General features: G+C 69.5%; 16 protein-coding genes and 1 tRNA gene. 7 read left to right on the top strand and 10 right to left on the bottom strand.

Going from position 1 to position 16,827, the window contains the following annotated elements:
- Nucleotides 1-41 precede the first annotated feature (41 nt).
- From HEP75_RS08875 to HEP75_RS08890, 4 genes are all read left to right on the top strand, one after another.
- Nucleotides 42-833, top strand: coding sequence for a polysaccharide pyruvyl transferase family protein (locus HEP75_RS08875; protein WP_185826176.1), 792 nt, complete (start codon nt 42-44; stop codon nt 831-833).
- Nucleotides 820-1,581, top strand: a complete 762-nt coding sequence (locus tag HEP75_RS08880) for a WecB/TagA/CpsF family glycosyltransferase (protein ID WP_185826177.1) — start codon at nt 820-822, stop codon at nt 1,579-1,581. Before HEP75_RS08875 ends, HEP75_RS08880 begins: the two co-directional genes overlap by 14 nt.
- A gap of 98 nt (nt 1,582-1,679) precedes the next feature.
- Nucleotides 1,680-2,150, top strand: coding sequence for a cupin domain-containing protein (locus HEP75_RS08885; RefSeq protein WP_185822925.1), 471 nt, complete (start codon nt 1,680-1,682; stop codon nt 2,148-2,150).
- A gap of 96 nt (nt 2,151-2,246) precedes the next feature.
- Nucleotides 2,247-3,233: a TraB/GumN family protein gene (locus tag HEP75_RS08890; protein ID WP_185822926.1), complete on the top strand. Its 987-nt coding sequence runs from the start codon at nt 2,247-2,249 to the stop codon at nt 3,231-3,233.
- A 67-nt stretch (nt 3,234-3,300) separates the two neighbouring features.
- On the opposite strand, the gene dxs is transcribed toward HEP75_RS08890, so the two are convergent.
- From dxs to HEP75_RS08930, 8 genes are all read right to left on the bottom strand, one after another.
- A complete protein-coding gene (gene dxs / locus HEP75_RS08895; protein ID WP_185826178.1) occupies nt 3,301-5,214 on the bottom strand; it encodes a 1-deoxy-D-xylulose-5-phosphate synthase in 1,914 nt (637 codons plus the stop codon).
- 150 nt (nt 5,215-5,364) lie between these two features.
- Complete coding sequence (locus HEP75_RS08900; protein ID WP_185826179.1) at nt 5,365-6,030, bottom strand: HNH endonuclease; 666 nt, start codon at nt 6,028-6,030, stop codon at nt 5,365-5,367.
- Nucleotides 6,031-6,132: 102 nt separating this feature from the next.
- Nucleotides 6,133-7,917, bottom strand: coding sequence for an acyl-CoA dehydrogenase C-terminal domain-containing protein (locus tag HEP75_RS08905; protein WP_185826180.1), 1,785 nt, complete (start codon nt 7,915-7,917; stop codon nt 6,133-6,135).
- Nucleotides 7,918-8,149: 232 nt separating this feature from the next.
- Entirely contained in the window at nt 8,150-9,148 is a 999-nt protein-coding gene (locus HEP75_RS08910) for an HlyD family secretion protein (protein ID WP_185826181.1), read from the bottom strand.
- A gap of 8 nt (nt 9,149-9,156) precedes the next feature.
- The gene (locus HEP75_RS08915; protein ID WP_179565340.1) at nt 9,157-9,363 is read right to left on the bottom strand and encodes a DUF1656 domain-containing protein; all 207 of its coding nucleotides are present in this window, start codon (nt 9,361-9,363) and stop codon (nt 9,157-9,159) included.
- The gene (locus HEP75_RS08920; protein ID WP_185826182.1) at nt 9,347-11,524 is read right to left on the bottom strand and encodes an FUSC family protein; all 2,178 of its coding nucleotides are present in this window, start codon (nt 11,522-11,524) and stop codon (nt 9,347-9,349) included. Before HEP75_RS08920 ends, HEP75_RS08915 begins: the two co-directional genes overlap by 17 nt.
- On the bottom strand, nt 11,521-12,018 hold the full coding sequence (locus HEP75_RS08925; RefSeq protein WP_185816078.1) for a MarR family transcriptional regulator: 498 nt from the start codon (nt 12,016-12,018) through the stop codon (nt 11,521-11,523). The genes HEP75_RS08920 and HEP75_RS08925 overlap by 4 nt, the downstream gene beginning before the upstream one ends.
- 280 nt (nt 12,019-12,298) lie before the next feature.
- Nucleotides 12,299-12,775, bottom strand: coding sequence for an LEA type 2 family protein (locus HEP75_RS08930; protein WP_185816079.1), 477 nt, complete (start codon nt 12,773-12,775; stop codon nt 12,299-12,301).
- Between the two features lie 675 nt (nt 12,776-13,450).
- Here HEP75_RS08930 and HEP75_RS08935 point away from each other — a divergent pair.
- From HEP75_RS08935 to HEP75_RS08945, 3 genes are all read left to right on the top strand, one after another.
- Nucleotides 13,451-13,526: transfer RNA gene (locus HEP75_RS08935), tRNA-Phe, on the top strand.
- A gap of 361 nt (nt 13,527-13,887) precedes the next feature.
- A complete protein-coding gene (locus HEP75_RS08940; RefSeq protein WP_185826544.1) occupies nt 13,888-14,139 on the top strand; it encodes a hypothetical protein in 252 nt (83 codons plus the stop codon).
- Between the two features lie 319 nt (nt 14,140-14,458).
- The gene (locus HEP75_RS08945; protein WP_185822933.1) at nt 14,459-15,001 is read left to right on the top strand and encodes a lipocalin family protein; all 543 of its coding nucleotides are present in this window, start codon (nt 14,459-14,461) and stop codon (nt 14,999-15,001) included.
- 39 nt (nt 15,002-15,040) lie between these two features.
- On the opposite strand, the gene HEP75_RS08950 is transcribed toward HEP75_RS08945, so the two are convergent.
- Both HEP75_RS08950 and xseA read right to left on the bottom strand, forming a co-directional pair.
- Nucleotides 15,041-15,436 carry a hypothetical protein gene (locus HEP75_RS08950; RefSeq protein WP_185826183.1) on the bottom strand — a complete coding sequence of 132 codons (396 nt, stop codon included), beginning with the start codon at nt 15,434-15,436 and terminating at the stop codon, nt 15,041-15,043.
- A gap of 44 nt (nt 15,437-15,480) precedes the next feature.
- A complete protein-coding gene (gene xseA, locus HEP75_RS08955; RefSeq protein ID WP_185826184.1) occupies nt 15,481-16,812 on the bottom strand; it encodes an exodeoxyribonuclease VII large subunit in 1,332 nt (443 codons plus the stop codon).
- Nucleotides 16,813-16,827 lie beyond the last annotated feature (15 nt).

A 16,827-nucleotide genomic window follows, 5' to 3' on the forward strand; every position in this document is an offset into this window, starting at 1 on the left:
ACCCGCGAACGGCGTTTGCGTACACAAGGGAGGATTTCGCATTGTCCGCACTGCAAAAATGGATCGACTACGAAGAACGCCGCGCGCTGTTCTGGTGGAAGCCGAAGAACGGGGAGATCAACGTCGGCGATCACCTGTCCAAGATCATCGTGTCCAACGTGCTGGCGCAGCGCGACCGGACCCTGCTGGACAAGCGCGACAAGCGCAAGCGCCTGATCGCGATCGGCTCGGTGCTGCATTTCGCCAGCGATGGCGACACGGTGTGGGGCAGCGGCGTCAACGGCAAGATCCCGGCCGACCGGCATCGCTTCCGCACGCTGGACGTGCGTGCCGTGCGCGGACCCAAGACCCGCGCGTTTCTGCAGGAACGCGGGCTGCAGGTGCCGGAGATCTACGGCGACCCGGGCCTGCTGATGCCGCTGTTCTTTCCGCTCGACGCGCTGGCGCCGCCGCCCACGCGGCAGCCGTTCCTGATCGTGCCGCACTTCAACGAGCCGTCGGACAAATACGCGCGCTACAAGGACCAACTGGTGCTGCCCAACCGGCAGCCGGCCGGGTTCGTGCGGCAATTGCTGGCCGCCGAACTGGTGGTCTCCAGTTCCCTGCACGGCCTGATCCTGGCCGAAGCCTACGGCGTGCCGTCGGTGTACCTGGACTGGGGCAACGGCGAGGACCGCTTCAAGTACGACGATTACTACTACGGCACCGGGCGCACGCAGTGGCATGCCGGCCACAGCGTCGAGGAGTGCCTGGCCCTGGGCGGCAACGCCCCGTTCGACCTGCATAGCGTGCAGCGCGGTCTCCTGGACAGCTTCCCCCATGACCTCTGGTGATGCCCATTCCGAGCCGCAGGAGGTGATGGCGCTAGGCGGCTATCCGATCCTGCGCACCACCGAAGCGGCGTTCGCGCACACGCTGTTCCAGGCGCAGGCGCGCGGCGAGCAGCGCCAGGTGTTCTTCGCCAACACCAACTTCGTGGTGCAGTGCCAGGCGCTGCGCGAGCGCCTGCGTGCGCCGGGCGTGCGCATCGTCAACGACGGCATCGGCATGGACCTGGGCGCGCTGCTGGTGCACCGCCGCCGCTTCGCCGGCAATCTCAACGGCACCGACCTGATTCCGTACCTGTGCCGGCACAGCCGGCGGCCGCTGCGCTTCTTCCTGCTCGGCGGGCGTCCCGGCGTGGCCCAGACCGCCGCGCAGACCTTGCGGCAGACACTGGGACAGACCGTGGTCGGCACCTGCGACGGCTATGCCGAGTTCGCGGCCGCGGGCGCGGCCCTGACCGAACGCATCAACGCCAGCGGCGCCGACGTGGTGCTGGTGGCGTTCGGCAATCCGCTGCAGGAAAGCTGGATCCTCGAGCATGCCGCGCAGCTGGATGCGCGCTTGCTGTTCGGGGTCGGCGCGCTGCTGGATTTCCTGTCCGGCAACGCGCAGCGGGCGCCGGGCTGGGTGCGCCGACTGCACATGGAGTGGCTGTACCGCCTGTTGCGCGAGCCGCGGCGCCTGCTCAAGCGCTACAGCTGGGACCTGCTGGTGTTCTTCGGCGTGTGCCTGCGCAACGGCCGGCGCCTGGGCTAGCCAGCCACGGCAGGTCGGCACGCCGGCGCCTGCCAACCGCCGGAGCGGCACGCGCCGGTGGTCTAGCCCAAGCCCGCCGACAGGCCCTAAACTGGGTCATGTCTACGAAATCGTCCACTCGTATCGCCACCTTGCTGCGCGACTTGTCGCTGCTGCCGCACCCGGAGGGCGGGCGCTATGCGCGCGTGCACACCTCCGCGCTGCAGGTCCAGCACGAGGGCGTCACGCGTCCGGCCTGCACTGCGATCCGCTTCCTGTTGGTGCGCGGCGAGTGCAGCGACTGGCACCGGATCGATGCCGACGAAACCTGGCAATGGGAGGAGGGCGGCGCGCTGGAACTGCTGAGCTTCGATCCGCAGCATGGCCTGCAGCGCTACCGGATGGACGCCAGCGAGCGCGGCGGCCTGCCGTCGGTGGTGATCCCGGCCGGCAGCTGGCAAGCGGCGCGGCCGCTGGACGACTACAGTCTGGTGCGCTGCGTGGTGACGCCGGGATTCCTGTGGGAGCGCTTCGAGCTGCTGCCCGCCACCGATCCGCTGGCCGCCTACTTGCCCAAGCTGTCGGGCTGATATCGTCGCGCCGCGCCGGATCGTCGGCGCCGGTCAGAATTCCTGGAGAGTGTCGCGATGCGCGTGGCGACTGCGGTGAGAGGTCTGTGTGCGGCAATGCTGCTGGCGTTCGCAGGCCTGGCCGTCGCCGCGCATCCGGCGGTCCCGCCGGCGCCGCCCGCTGCCGCGCCGGTGGTCGATCTGGAGGCGGTGCTGGTGACCGGCCAGCAGCCCGGTCCCGGGCTGTGGCAGGTGCGCCGCGGCGACCACGTGCTGTGGATCCTGGGCACGGTGTCGCCGTTGCCCAAGCGCATGCAGTGGGCGTCGGGCGAGGTGGAGCGGGTGATCGGCCAGTCGCAGCAGGTCATCGCGGCGCCGACGCTGTCGCTGTCCTCCAACCTGGGCGTGTTCCGCAGCATGCTGTTGCTGCCGTCGCTGCTGAAGGCGCGGCGCAACCCGGACGACCAGACCCTGCAGCAGGTACTGCCGGCCGACCTGTACGCGCAATGGCTGCCGCTGAAGGCGCGCTACCTGGGCCGCGACGCCAGCGTGGAGAAGTGGCGGCCGGTGTTCGCCGCGCAGGAGTTGTACGAGGCGGCGATGCGCAAGTCCGGGCTGAGCATGGCCAGCGTCACCGCGCCGGTGATCGAGCGCGCGGCCAAGCGCGCCAAGGTGCCGATCGTGCCGGTGGTGGTGGAAGTGAAAGTGCCCGACGCCAAGCGCGCGCTGCAGGAATTCCGCGCGACGGCCTTGAACGACCGCAACTGCTTCGCGCGCACCCTGCAGGTCATCCAAAGCGACCTGGAAACGATGCGGCAGCGCGCCAATGCCTGGTCCGAGGGCGACCTCGACGCGCTCGGCAAGCTGCCGGGCAACGACCAGTATCGGGTGTGCATGGACGCGGTCGGCGAGGCGGCGGTCGCGCGCAAGCTGGGCCTGGGCGATGTGCGCCAGCGCGCGCTGGGCAAATGGATGGAGGCGGCCGAGCGCGCGCTGGCGCAGAACCGCTCCAGCTTCGCGGTGCTGTCGATGCAGACCCTGCAGGACACCGATGGTCCGCTGGACCGGCTGCGCGCACGCGGCTACGAGGTGATCGCGCCTTGAGTCCGGCACTGTGCGGCGCGCCGCTGGGCTGGCGACGCCGCACCTGAAGTGCCGAAGTTCGCCGCGCTCAGCCGGCGGCGGAACGCGCTGCGTTGGCGCTGGCCGCCAGCTGCGGCCAGCGCGCCAGGATCGCCGCGCGGATGCCGGCGGCGTCGATGCCGGCTTCGGCCAGCAACTGCTCGCGACTGGCGTGGTGCTGGAATGCGTCGGGCAGGCCAAGGTGCAGCACCGGGCGCAGCACGCCTTCGGCATTGAGCAGTTCGGCCACGCCGGAACCGGCGCCGCCGGCCACCACGTTGTCCTCGATGGTCACGAAGCCGTCGTGGCTGCGGGCAAGCTCGAGCAGCAGCGCGCGGTCCAGCGGTTTGACGAAGCGCATGTTGACCACGCTCAGGCCCAGTTCGCGGCCGACCTGTTCGGCCGCGGCCACGGTCGCGCCGAACGCCAGCAGCGCCAGCGTGGCGCCCTGGACGCGGACCTGCGCCTTGCCGATCGGCAGCGTGTCCAGCGCCGTGCCGGGCGCCACGCCGGGACCGGTGCCGCGCGGATAGCGTACCGCGGCCGGGCCGGCGTGCTGCAGGCCGGTGCTGAGCATCTGCCGGCACTCGGCCTCGTCGGCCGGGGCCATGACCACCATATGCGGCACGCAGCGCAGGAAGCTCAGGTCCAGGTTGCCGGCATGGGTGGCGCCGTCCGGGCCAACCACGCCGCCGCGGTCGATCGCGAACAGCACGTCGAGCTTCTGCACCGCCACGTCGTGCACCAGCTGGTCGTAGCCGCGCTGCAGGAAGGTCGAATAGATCGCCACCACCGGCTTGGCGCCCTGCGTGGCCATGCCCGCGGCCAGCGTCACCGCATGCTGCTCGGCGATCGCCACGTCGAAGTAGCGCTGCGGGTATTCCTTGCTGAAGCGCACCAGGCCCGAGCCCTCGCGCATCGCCGGGGTGATCGCCAGCAGCGCCGGTTCGGCGGCGGCCATGTCGCAGATCCAGTCGCCGAACACGTCGGTATAGGTCGGCGCCTTGGCGCCCGGCTTGGACACCAGGCCCTTGCTGGGATCGAACGGGCCGACCGCGTGGTAGCCGATCTGGTCGCCCTCGGCCAGTTCGTAGCCCTTGCCCTTGGTGGTGATCACGTGCAGCAGCTGCGGACCCTTCAGCGTCTGCAGCGTCTTCAGCGCGCCGATCAGCGCCGGCAGGTCGTGGCCGTCGATCGGCCCGGTGTAGTGGAAGCCCATCTCCTCGAACAGCGTGGAGGGCACGAACATGCCTTTCCAATGCTCCTCCCAGCGGCGCACGAAACGCGCGGTGGGATTGCTCTTCTTGTCGCCGAGGATCTTCTTGCCGCCCTCGCGGATCGCATTGAGGGTCTTGCTGCCGCTCATCCGGCCGAGCATCTTGGTGACCCCGCCGACCGCTTCGGAGATCGACATGCGGTTGTCGTTGAGGATCACCAGCAGGTTCGGTTCCGGGTCCATGCCGCCGGCGTGGTTCAAGGCCTCGTAGGCCATGCCCGCGGTCATCGCGCCGTCGCCGATCACCGCCACCACCTTGCGCTCGTCACCGGCGCGCTGCAGCGCGATGGCCATGCCCAGCGCCGCGGAGATCGAGGTGGAGGAATGGCCGACGCCGAAGGTGTCGTACTCGCTCTCCTCGCGCTTGGGAAACGGCGCCACGCCGTCGGCCTGCTTGACCGAATGGATCTGGTCGCGGCGCCCGGTCAGGATCTTGTGCGGATAGGTCTGATGGCCGACGTCCCACACCAATTGGTCGACCGGGGTGTCGTAGAGATAGTGCAGGGCCACGGTGAGTTCGATCACGCCCAGGCCGGCGCCGAAATGGCCGCCGCTCTTGCCGACGCACTCGATCAGGTAGGCGCGCAGTTCCTCCGCGATCGCCGGCAGCTCCGACTCCTCGAAGCGGCGCAGTTCGGCGGGGATCTGAATGCGCGAGAGGCGCGGATAGCGGGTGGGGTCGATCATCGGAATTCGGGTTCAGCGGACCGTCCATTTTCCTCTCCATTCCGGGCACGGGCAAGCAACCCGTTCAGTTGCGCACGGGCGCAGGTCACGCTGGAAGGCGGGTGCGGCAATCCGTCGCAGTGCGCGGCGCGTCGTGCGCCGGCCCGCAGGTCAGACCGAAAGCTTGGACCGCTTGGGCAGTTGCGCCTTCAGGAACGACATCTGGTCGGCGAGGATGTTGCGGTTGGACAGGATCAGATGCTCGATCCAGCTCGGCCGGTACGGCACCGCCAGCAGCGGCATCGACGCCTGCTGCGGGGTGCGGTTGCCCTTGCGCGAGTTGCAGTGGAAACACGCGGTGACCACGTTTTCCCAGGTGTCGCGACCGCCCTTGGAGACCGGCAGCACGTGGTCGCGGGTCAGTTGCGGGCGGCTGAACTGTTGGCCGCAGTACAGGCACAGCTGCGCGTCGCGGGCGAACAGCGCGGTATTGGTCAGTGTGGGCGTGGGATCCAGCGCGCGCGAGCGGGCATGGCCGCGCGCGGCGATGATCGGATGCAGGTGCAGCACGCTGCGCTCGCCGCTGGCGCGCGACATGCCGCCATGGATGTGCATGCACGGCTCGCCCAGGGTCCAGGCCACCGCGCCGCGCGCATACAGGCAGGCCGCCGATTGCCAGTTGATCCAGTCCAGCACCCGGCCATGCGCATCCAGCGACAGCAGTCGCACCGAAGGCAGATTGGCGTGAACGGTGGGCGTCGGCAACGACGCGTCGCCGGCCGAAGCGGCGAAGGCTCCGGTATCGATCAGACCAAGCGTTGTTGTGTCTGTCTCCATCGGGAAAACAGCTTATACCCGATTGTTGACGATTTGTGTATCGAAGCGGGATGGATCCGCGCGACCGGCGCAGTGCGCCGCCGGTCGCGCAGTGCGTGTTGCTCAGAAGTGCGCGTCGGCCATCGCCATCAGCGGTTCGGCGCCGGCCTCGATCACCGCGGCGTGGGTCAGCGTGCGCGGCAGGAGCTTGGCGTAGTAGAAGCGCGCGGTCTCGCGCTTGGACTGCTTGAACGCTTCGCTCTGCGCCGATGCATCCGCGGCGGCGACGCTGCGCGCCCACCAGTAGGCCAGCACCACGTAGCCGGAATAGAAAACGTAGTCGTAGCTGGCCGCGCCCAGCTCGTCGGCATTGCCGGCGGCGCGCTGCAGGATGCGCTTGGTCAGCGCCGCCCATTCGCCGGTCTTCTCGCGCAGCGGGCCGGCGAACTCGGCCACGCTCGGGTTGTCCGCATGCTCGGCGAGGAAGGCCTCGATCTGCGCCAGGAACAGCTTCAGCCCCGCGCCCTGGCTGGACGCGGTCTTGCGCCCGATCAGGTCCAGCGCCTGGATGCCGGTGGTGCCTTCGTACAGCGTGGTGATGCGGGCATCGCGCGCCAGTTGCTCCATGCCGTGCTCGTGGATGTAGCCGTGGCCGCCGAAGCACTGCAGCGCGTGATAGGTGTTCTCCACGCCCCATTCGGTCTGGCAGGCCTTGGAGATCGGGGTCAGGAAACTGACCAGCACGTCGGCTTGCTCGCGCTCGGCCGGGTCCTGCGCATGGTGGGCGACGTCGATCAGGGTCGCGGCGTGCAGCGCCAGCAGGCGGCTGCCTTCGGTCAGCGCCTTCACCGTCAGCAGCATGCGGCGCACGTCCGGGTGCACCAGGATCGGGTCGGCCGGCTTGTCCGGAAGCTTGGCGCCGGTCAGCGAACGCGACTGCAGGCGCTCGCGCGCATAGCGCAGCGCGTTCTGATAAGCCCGCTCGGACAGGCCGATGCCTTGCAGGCCGACGCCCAGTCGCGCCGTGTTCATCATCGTAAACATGGCCTGCAGGCCCTTGTGCGGCTGGCCGACCAGATAGCCCTGCGCGCCGTCGAAGTTCATCACGCAGGTGGCCGAGCCGTGGATGCCCATCTTGTGCTCCAGCGAGCCGCAGCGCACCGCGTTGCGCTCCCCGACGCTGCCGTCGCGGGCGACCTTGAACTTGGGCACCACCAGCAGCGAGATGCCCTTGGCCCCGGCCGGCGCATCCGGCAGCCGCGCCAGCACCAGGTGCACGATGTTGTCGGTGAAGTCGTGCTCGCCGGCGGTGATGAAGATCTTGGTGCCGCTGACCGACCAGCTGCCGTCGGCATTGGGTTCGGCGCGGGTCTTGAGCAGGCCCAGATCGGTGCCGCAGTGCGGCTCGGTCAGGCACATGGTGCCGGTCCAGCGGCCATCCACCAGCGGCTTCAGGAACACCTCCTGCTGCCAGGCTTCGCCGTGCTGCTTCAGCGCCTCGACCGCGCCATGCGACAGCAGCGGGAAGTTGCCCCAGGCCAGGTTGGCCGCGTTGACCATTTCGTTGAGCGGCACGCCCAGCGTATGCGGCAGGCCCTGGCCGCCGAACTCGGTGGCCGCAGTCAGGCCGGTCCAGCCGCCGTCGGCGAACTGCCGGTAGGCCTCGCGGAAGCCGGGTGCGGTGGTGACCGCGCCGGTGGCCGCGTCCAGCGTGCAACCGTGCTCGTCGCCGACCCGGTTCAGCGGCGCCAGCACGCTGCCGGTGAAGCGCGCGGCTTCCTCCAGCACGGCGTCGACCACGTCGGTGGTGGCCTCGGCATAGCCGAGGCGGGCGAACAGCGCCTCCACCTGCAGCACGTCGTGCAACGCGAAGCGCAGGTCGGTCAGCGGGGCTTGGTAGGTGCTCATGCGGTCGCTCGGACAGGGGCCGCGGCGCGGCCGAGGTGCGCAGGATACTACGGCGTATGGATGTGGGGCCGGGATTCGGGATGACCGGCCTACGGCCGTTGTGAAGCGCTTCGGAGATTCGGGATTCGTAACGGCGGTCGCGTGGTGTGGATGGATCGGGACTCGCTGTTAGCTTTTACGAATCCCCAATCTCCGAAGCGCTTCACAACGGCCGTAGGCCGGTCATCCCCAATCACGGCTCCCCACGCACCGTGACCGTCGCGGTCATGCCCGCGGCCAGGACCGTGTTCGGCGGCACGCTGGCCGGATCGATGCGCACCCGTACCGGCACCCGCTGCGCCAGGCGGATCCAGTTGAAGGTGGGGCTGACGTCGGCGAGCAGCGAGGCGCTGGTCGGGTTGTCGCTGTCGGCGATGCCGCGGGCGATGCCTTCGACCTTGCCGTGCAGCAGCACTCCGCCGCTCATCAGGCGGATGTCGGCGCGATCGCCGACGTGCACCCGTGGCAGCTTGGTTTCCTCGAAGTAGCCGTAGATCCACATCGCGTCGTCGCGCACCAGCGCCAGCCGCGCGCTGCCGGCCTGGGCGTAGTCGCCGACGCGCACGTCCAGGTTGGTGATGTAGCCGTCGGCGGTGGCGCGCACCTGGGTGCGTTGCAGATCCAGCTCGGCCAGATCGACCGCGGCCTGCGCCTGCGCCACCGCCGCCAGCGCCTGCGCCTGGGCGGCGCTGGCCTGGCCGCGCACGGCGGCGGTGCGGTGCACGTCGGCCTGCGCCGAGCGCGCGGTGGCCTCGGCATCGGAACGGGCTTCGGCGGAGATCACCGACGCGGCGCGGGCGCGGCGTTCGGCCTGCGCGCGGCGCATCTGGAATTCGGCCTCGCTGGCCGCCTGGCTGGCGGCCGCGGCGGAGATGCTGGCGCCGGCCGAGCGCGCCTGCGCCTGCGCCGCGGCCAGGTCGGCGCGGGCCTGCGCCAGGGCCAGCTCGAAGCGCCGCCGATCGACGCTGAACAGCACCTCGCCGCGCTTGACGTGCTGGTTGTCGGCCACCGCGACCGCATCGACCAGGCCGGACACGTCCGGGGCGATGCGCACCACCTCGGCGCGCACGCGGCCGTCGCGGGTCCACGGCGACAGCATGTAGTGCCGCCACAGCGCGTGCGCGAGCAGGGCGGCGATCAGCACGATCGCGGCGGTCAGGGCGAAACGGATCAGGGCGGGTGTTGTTTTCATGGCGGGACTCACGGCAAGAGGAGCAGGCCGAGCGCGGCGAACACGCCGACGTACAGGGCCAGACGGAACAGCGGCGGATGCCAGGCGTAGCGATACAGCCCGGCGCGGCCGGCGAGCGCATCCACCGCCCAGGCGGCGAACAGCAGCGCCACCGCCAGCACCAGCAGGCCGGGCACGTACACGCCGGCGATCGAGATTTCAGCGGGCAGCGCCATCGGCGGCTCCTGGCGAGGTGGGGGCAGGCGCATGCCCGGCGGCGAGGGCGGCGAGCACCGAATCGGCATCGAGCAGCGCGCCGCGCAGCAGGTGCAGGTGCTCGCGGGTGCGCTTCCAGCGCAGCGGCACCGCGTCGTCGCGACGGCTCGCCGCCAGCGCCGCATCGATGCGTTTCAGAGCCAGCCGATGCCGTTCGGGGGAAGGCGCCAGGTATAGCTCGGCCAGCGCCTGCACCGCAGCGTCCACCTCGCTGGCCAGTGCGGCAGGCAACTCGCCTTCGGCGGCGTCGCGGCGCAACTCGACCAGGGTGCGCCCGGTCTCGTGCACCGACAGCGCCCAGCCCAGCAGTTCGCGCAGCTCGTCGCTGCCCGGCGGGGTATGCGCGACGATCTGCTGGAACAGGTCGCGGTTGACGCTCTCCAGTCGCAAATGCAGACCGGGCAGCGGCGCGCGTGCTGCCAGCGTGGTCTGCCGGCGCAGCTGTTCCAGCAGGCGCTGGCGATGCCAGCGCGTGCCGATCACCGGCGGCACGAACACGAACGCCACGCTCACCGCCAGCGTGCCCAGCAGCAGCGGCACCACGCTGTTGAAGGTGGCGACGGCATTGAAGCTCGGCGTCGGCTGCACGGCCAGGATCGAGATGAAGGCGAGATTGGTGCCGGTGGCGAAGCCGAACAGCGCCGGCTTGGAGGCCAGGTACAGGGTCAGCAGCAGGAACGGCGCGGTGCCGGCGACGAACAGGCCGTAGCCATCCATCTGCGGCAGCACCAGCAACTGGCAGACCGCGCCTAGCGCGGCGCCGAACACGAAGCCCTTGAACAGCGAGCGCGCCGCCGCCGGCGCGTTGGCGCTGGACGACAGGATCGCGCTCAACGCCACCGCCTGGAACACCGCGGTGGCGCCGCTGATCCAGCCGGCCTGGATCCACAGCCAGCACATCGCCGCCACCAGCAGTGCGCTGCGCAGCGCGGTCAGCGCGGCGGCCGCGTAGTCGTTGCCGCGCAGGAATACCGCGGTGTCGCCGCCGGCCTGCGGCGTGCGCCACTGTTGCGGGGCGACCAGCGCGGCCTCGGCGGCGACGTAGTCGTGCAGCTCGCCGAAGAAGCGCCGCAGCAGCGACACGCCGGTATCGAAATCCTCATGGCGCGCGCTCGGCAGGGTGTCGCGCACCGCGGCGGCGCGCGGCGCCAGCGCATCGCGGCATTCGGCCAGCCGCCGCGCGGTCTCGGCGGTGCGCTCGCGGCCGCCGCGTTCGCTCAGCGCCGCCTTCAGTGGGCGGTACAGGCCGATCAGCGCCTCGGCGACATCGCCTTCGGCCTGGCGCAGCAGGCGGTTGATGTAGTGGTGCAGCGACTGGAAGCTGGTGGACACCGCCATGAAGCGCTGGTTGAGCAGGCGCAGGCGGCCGCTGCGCACGCGCGCCTCCGGGTCTTCGAACACCACCGAACTGCGCAGGTCCTCGATCTCCACCGCGTCGCGGACGAAGCGCAGGTGCGCCTGTTCCATCGATGCGCGCGACAATTGGCCGCCGGTGGCGTCGCGGACGAAATCCAGGAAGCCGTCGTAGGCGCGGCGCACGGTGTCGCGCAGGGTCTGGCGCAGGCGGCTGGGGAACACCACGTCGCTGATCACGCCGGTCACCAGCAGCCCGAGCAGCACTTCGGTGACGCGCGCGGTGACCAGCGCGAACACGTTCTGCGGCTGGTTCACCGCCGGCAGCGCGATCAGCGCCACGGTGTAGCCGGACAGCACGAACGCGTACGCCTTGAAGTTGCGGTACAGCAGCGCGCCGCCGGTGCACAGGCCGATCCAGATCGCCAGCACCAGCACGAACAACACCGGTTCCTGTGGGAACAGCGCCACCATCGCCAGCGCGGCGACGCTGCCGATCAGCGTGCCCAGCACGCGATAGAAGCCCTTTGCGAACACCATGCCGGTCTGCCGGTGCATCACCACCACCACCGTGATCATCGCGGTCATCGGCGAGGACAGGTCCAGGCGCAGCGCGATCCAGCCGGCCAGGTAGATCGACAGCAGCGTGCGCAGCACGAACAGCCAGGCCTCGCCTTCGCCGCGCAGGGCGTCGTCCAGTACGGTGCGCAACCGCGGCTGGGCTGCCGCGGCGGCGCTGGCTGCGACATCGGCGCCGCGCGCGCTCATGCGTCGCCTTCCACGCTGCGCAGCAGTTGCTTCAGCAAGGTTTCCAACTGCGCCAGTTCGGCGCTTTGCAGATGCTGCGTGTAACCGCGCAGCTGCGCGAATACGTCGGGCATGAACGCGGCGATCAGGCGTTCGCCCTCGGCGGTCAGGCGCAGCAGCAACATGCGCCGGTCCTCGGCGCTGGGGGTGCGCTGGATCAGGCCCTTGTCGACCAGGTGGCTGGTCAGGCGGGTGATGTTGGCCGACTTCTCGCTGGCCGCGTCGCTCAGCTGCGACGGGTTCAAGGTCCCGTCCGGGCTGGCGTCGATCATCATCAGCACGTTGTATTCGGAGTAGTTCAGGCCGTAGGCGCGCAGCATGTCGTTGCCCTGATCCAGGATCAGCTTGTGCAATAGCTTTATCAGGCGCACCACCATGGCCGCGTCACGAGGAAACCCCGGATGCTTTTGACCGGTGACGTCTAGGCGCTGTTCGGTGGCAGCGAAGCGGCTCATGACTGGCTAGGCATTTCGTACATATGTATATATTACATTTATGTATTAAATGCGCGGTAATGGCGGCTGAACGCGTGCTCCGAGGGACTGCGCTCTTGCGTCAGGGATTTGGGGCGACGGCAGCGGTCGCGAGGCGGCCCTAAGCAAGGAGAGCCTGCCAGCCCAGCAGCTGTGGGGTTGGCTGAAGCGCCGATCGACGGACGCGGCGTCGCTGCCCTAGGTCACAGCGGGCGCACGAAGCGGGGGCGGGACCGCGCCGTGTCGGCGCGGTGGAGTGCGGCTAGCGCAGGACGCCGTCCAGGCCAGGGGCGGGCGTGAGCATGTTGCGCGTATCGATCTCGAACGTGCGCTGCTTCTTCTCTTCCGGGGTGGCGTCGATGCTGCCCTTGAGCGTGTAATCGAGGCTGCGGCGGCCGGCCAGGGCATCGGCGACGGCGATGCGTGCGGCCGAACTCGGGCGCAGCGCGACGCTGACCACGTCCGCGGTTTCCGGTCCGATCGAGATTCCGGGCGCGAGCTGAAGGGTCCCGGCGGCTTCGCCGCCCACGCCCAGGTCCAGGCGCACGCGGTCGTAACGCATCGGGATGCTGCTGTAGTTCTGCAGGCGCAACTCCACCTTCCAACTGCCGTCCATGTTGACGGTGAGCTGCTGCAGGCTGGCCGCGGGGTCGGACACGCGCCGCACCATGCCATCGCCGCAGGCGGCCAGCAGTGCAGTGCACAACACGAGCAAGCCGAAGCGAAGCCGCTGACGCATGACCGGATTCCAGGACGTGAAGACCGGCGAAGAATACTACGGCGCCCAGGGACCCAGCGTGGCCAGCGCTGCTGCCGTCGCGCGCCGCCAGCAGCGAACCGCCAGCCACGCGTACCCTAGTGGCGCGGTTGCTCTGGAAGCCGCGCCGTCTCCAGCCCGGCATCGCGGCAGGCGCGCTCGTTGCTCAAGTGCTTCGCCGTTCCGCTGTCCCGGCGCTTCGACACGCTCAGGTGCTTCGACACGCTCGGGTGCGGTGCCGCTCCAATGCGACCGCGGCACGTCATCCGCTGCACTATTGCTTTGCGGGTCCGCAGGTCGGCGGCGCTCGCGGCTTCCGGGCGAAGGCGTTCGCGGCCAGCCTCACGGCAGGGCCGGCTGGCCGGTCACCCGGATCGGACGCACTACGGCAGTGTTATCGCTCCAACGGCGGACACCCCGGACCGGACCGCGTCGCGGTGTCCTCGGCGGCCTGGCCTATGACCATCACCAGCGGCATCCGTGCCCGTGCATAGGCCAGGCGCCGAGGACGCCCTCAGCATGCGCGACGGCGGAATCCGGGGCAGTCGGCGTGGGCCGCGTCGTCCGGTAGGAAAATTCCGAAATTCCGCACTTGCCCAATCCCGAGCGCATCGCTATGATGCGCGTCCCCGCACCGGTCCTGCCGCGTTGCGTAGTGGCCGAGTAGCTCAGTTGGTAGAGCAGGGGATTGAAAATCCCCGTGTCGGCGGTTCGATTCCGTCCTCGGCCACCATTCCATGAAAGGCCTGCAGAAATGCAGGCCTTTTTCTTTGCGCTGCCATGTCCCGCGCGACGCGATGACGGGCGTATCGCCGGGGAGGCCGCGCCCGGCCGATAGCAAGCAGGTCCGCGCTGCCGAGCGCCTGTGACAGGCCAGGCGAGTACACGCATTATGTGCCGACTTCCGCATTGGAGCGGGCGTATTCATGCTATCGCCTGCGGCAGCAGTCGCGTTTACGCTCGTAGACAAGTGCGCAAATTCTCAGGTTTCCCGTGATGTAGCGCTCAACTATGTGGAGCCGATGTCGTAATCATGGGCACATGGTTAATCTGGGAGTGGGCCAATGCACAAGGAATTGACGCGGTTATGTGTAATGGCCCTTGCATCGGCGGTGGCCGGTGGCGCCAGCGCGGCGCCGACGCCTGACAAGCTGGATGCCTCCTACCAGCGCGGCCACGATCCAGGCGCGCCGTATATCGAACAGGTCGGCTCCGAGTGCGTGATGGTCAACGTGTACCTGGAGCAACGCGACGGTGTCGCCCAGCAAGTCATCCTGCGCGAGCCGGTGGATTGCAGTAGCGGCAGCCAAGGCCAGGACCTTGCCGTGGCCGACCTTTCGTCCTAGCGGGTCGGCTTGGCACGCGGGAGGCTTGCGTCTCCAAGCGTTGCCGTCGCAGCGGGTGGCACCTGTTTCGCAAGGCGTAGCGTAGTCGGGTGCGCCCTGTTGCATGCGCTGCCACCGCGTTTCGCGCGGGCTACGTGATTCGTATAGTCCTTGCTCGCGTGACGCTGTCCTGCCGCCGCGGCGCGCACCGTCGCGTGTGGTGTCGTCATGGCATACCGCCGCAATGGCGGTTCGTCGCAGGCCTGCGCGAAGGCTGCGCTTTACATCGCCGCGCCGCTCCTGCATAAGGCTGGTCTTCTTCTTTTGCTGGATCGCTCGCATGCGTCTTCCATCGATCGCGATGCTACTGGCATGCCTGCTGTGCCTGGCGCTGCCGGCACGGGCCGCGCGACCGGTGACTTCGGTCGCCGAGTTCGATCTCGGCCGCTATGCCGGGCAGTGGCACGAAATCGCGCACCTGCCGGTGTCGTTCCAGAAGAAATGCGTCGCCGACATCACCGCCGCCTACGTGCTGCGCGACGACGGGCTGATCGGCGTGCGCAACGCTTGCCGCACCGGCAAGGGCGACCTGCTTGCCGCCGAGGGCGTGGCGCGGCGGGTGGCCGGCCATCCCGGGAGGCTGCAGGTACGGTTCGCGCCGGATTGGCTGGCCTGGGTGCCGCTGGTCTGGGCCGACTACTGGGTGATCGCGCTGGATCCGGATTACCAGTGGGTGCTGATCGGCGAGCCGGATCGCAAGTATCTGTGGGTGCTGTCGCGTTCGCCGCGGATGCCGCGCGCGCTGTTCGAGCAGGTCAAGGCCAGGGCAGTGGCAATGGGCTACGACTTGGATCCGTTGTTGGTCGTTGCGCCGCTGGATTGAGCGGTCTGCCGGTCGGTGCGCCAGAGCGGCGCAGCGCCGCTAGCCGGCGAAGCAGGCGCGGGCTGCATCCAGCAGCCGCGCGCTGGCGCCGTCCCGCAGCAACTGCCGTGGCGTATGCCCGCGGAGCTGCGCGTGGCTGCCGTTGAGCCACTGCGACAGCGCGGCGCGGTCGCCGCCGCAGCCGTTGCAGACGATGCAGATCGTCTCGCCGATATCGAGCAGATGCTCGTTGCGCAACGTTGCCAACGTGTCCGCATCGCGCGCCAGCCAGTCGAGCACGCGTTGCGCGTCCTCGGTGGAGCCGTAGCTGGCGCCGTCGATCAGGGACAGCGTATCGGTCGAGCGCGACAGCCGGCCGGCCTTGTCGCGCTCGGCGCGACGCATGCCTTGCAGCACCGCCTTGATACGTTGTTCGTTTGAGGCTGGTTGCGACATGGCAATGCACTGGCGGTGAGTAGCGGCCGACAGGTGTACCGCAGTCATTCTGTACGCAGCGTCACTTCGCCGTCGGCAAGCCGCGCGCGCAGGCGGTCGCCCGGCGCGACCTGCGCGGTCGAGCGCACCAGGGTGCCGTCGTCGACTCGGGTCAGGATCGCGTAGCCGCGCGTCACCGTGGCCAACGGGCTGACCGTCTCCAGCGCGCGGGCCAGCGCGCGCAGGCGTTGCGCATCGGCCTGCAGCTGCCGCGCCATCGCCGCTTGCGGGCGCCGGCCGAGGGCGAGCAGACGCTCGTGCAGTGCGGCCAGGCGCCGTTGCGGCTGGGCCGCGCGCAATACCGCGGCGGCGTGGCGCAGGCGCGCACCGCGGCGTTCATGTTGTTGCCGCCACAGTGCTAGCAGGCGGCGCGCGGCATCTTGCTGGCGCCGCTTCAGCATGTGCAGTTGCGCCTGCGGGCTCTGCGCCTGCAGCCGCAGCAAGGCGCGATCGGCGCGCTGCATCGCCTGGCGCAGGCGGTGCTGCTGCCACTGCAGCAGCCGCGCGTGCTGGCCGCGCAGGCGTGCGGCAAGGTCGCGCTGGTCTGGGGCAAGCAGTTCCGCAGCCACCGATGGCGTCGGCGCGCGCAGATCGGCGGCGAAGTCGGCCAGGGTCACGTCGGTCTCGTGGCCGACCGCCGATACCACCGGCGTGGTCGCGGCGGCGATCGCCCGCGCCAGGCGTTCGTCGTTGAACGCCCACAGGTCTTCCAGCGAGCCGCCGCCGCGGGTCATCAGGATCGCGTCGTAGCGGCCGCTTGCATCGGCGCGCTGCAGCAGCGAGGTCAGTTGCGCGGCGGCGCTGTCGCCCTGCACCAGGCTCGGCAGGATGTCCACCTGCAACAACGGCAGGCGCCGGCCGAGCACGCTCAGCACGTCGCGCACCGCCGCGCCGCTGGGCGAGGTGATCACCGCCAGGCGGCGCACGAAGGCGGGCAGGGCACGTTTGCGCTCGCTGGCGAACAGGCCCTCGGCTGCGAGCCTGGCCTTGAGTTCCTCGAACGCGCGGCGCAGCGCGCCTTCGCCGGCTTCCTCCAGGTGATCCAGCACCAGTTGGTAGTCGCCACGCGCCTCGTACAGGGTCAGCCGGCCGCGCGCGAGCACGCGCAGGCCTTCGCGCGGAACGAACTTCAGCCATTGGCTCTTCGGCTTGAACATCGCGCAGCGCACCTGTGCGCGCGCGTCCTTCAAGGTGAAGTACAGATGACCGGACGAGGGCCGGGTGACGTTGCCCAGTTCGCCTTCCACCCAGGCCAGCGGGAACGCGCTTTCCAGCAGGTCGCGCGCCAGCGTGTTGAGCTGGCTGGGGCTGAGGATCTGGTCGTCGCGATCGGGCATGCGGGCACTGCGTGG

The sequence above is a fragment of the Xanthomonas sp. SI genome (genome assembly GCF_014236855.1).
Lineage (GTDB): Bacteria > Pseudomonadota > Gammaproteobacteria > Xanthomonadales > Xanthomonadaceae > Xanthomonas_A.

Excerpts from the sequence above, each read along its gene's own strand:
- HEP75_RS08880 (WP_185826177.1), top strand. The coding sequence starts at position 820 with ATGACCTCTGGTGATGCCCATTCCGAGCCGCAGGAGGTGATGGCGCTA.
- HEP75_RS08885 (WP_185822925.1), top strand. The coding sequence starts at position 1,680 with ATGTCTACGAAATCGTCCACTCGTATCGCCACCTTGCTGCGCGACTTG.
- HEP75_RS08890 (WP_185822926.1), top strand. The coding sequence starts at position 2,247 with ATGCTGCTGGCGTTCGCAGGCCTGGCCGTCGCCGCGCATCCGGCGGTC.
- dxs (WP_185826178.1), bottom strand. The coding sequence starts at position 5,214 with ATGATCGACCCCACCCGCTATCCGCGCCTCTCGCGCATTCAGATCCCC.
- HEP75_RS08900 (WP_185826179.1), bottom strand. The coding sequence starts at position 6,030 with ATGGAGACAGACACAACAACGCTTGGTCTGATCGATACCGGAGCCTTC.
- HEP75_RS08905 (WP_185826180.1), bottom strand. The coding sequence starts at position 7,917 with ATGAGCACCTACCAAGCCCCGCTGACCGACCTGCGCTTCGCGTTGCAC.
- HEP75_RS08910 (WP_185826181.1), bottom strand. The coding sequence starts at position 9,148 with ATGAAAACAACACCCGCCCTGATCCGTTTCGCCCTGACCGCCGCGATC.
- HEP75_RS08915 (WP_179565340.1), bottom strand. The coding sequence starts at position 9,363 with ATGGCGCTGCCCGCTGAAATCTCGATCGCCGGCGTGTACGTGCCCGGC.
- HEP75_RS08920 (WP_185826182.1), bottom strand. The coding sequence starts at position 11,524 with ATGAGCGCGCGCGGCGCCGATGTCGCAGCCAGCGCCGCCGCGGCAGCC.
- HEP75_RS08925 (WP_185816078.1), bottom strand. The coding sequence starts at position 12,018 with ATGAGCCGCTTCGCTGCCACCGAACAGCGCCTAGACGTCACCGGTCAA.
- HEP75_RS08930 (WP_185816079.1), bottom strand. The coding sequence starts at position 12,775 with ATGCGTCAGCGGCTTCGCTTCGGCTTGCTCGTGTTGTGCACTGCACTG.
- HEP75_RS08940 (WP_185826544.1), top strand. The coding sequence starts at position 13,888 with ATGGCCCTTGCATCGGCGGTGGCCGGTGGCGCCAGCGCGGCGCCGACG.
- HEP75_RS08945 (WP_185822933.1), top strand. The coding sequence starts at position 14,459 with ATGCGTCTTCCATCGATCGCGATGCTACTGGCATGCCTGCTGTGCCTG.
- HEP75_RS08950 (WP_185826183.1), bottom strand. The coding sequence starts at position 15,436 with ATGTCGCAACCAGCCTCAAACGAACAACGTATCAAGGCGGTGCTGCAA.
- xseA (WP_185826184.1), bottom strand. The coding sequence starts at position 16,812 with ATGCCCGATCGCGACGACCAGATCCTCAGCCCCAGCCAGCTCAACACG.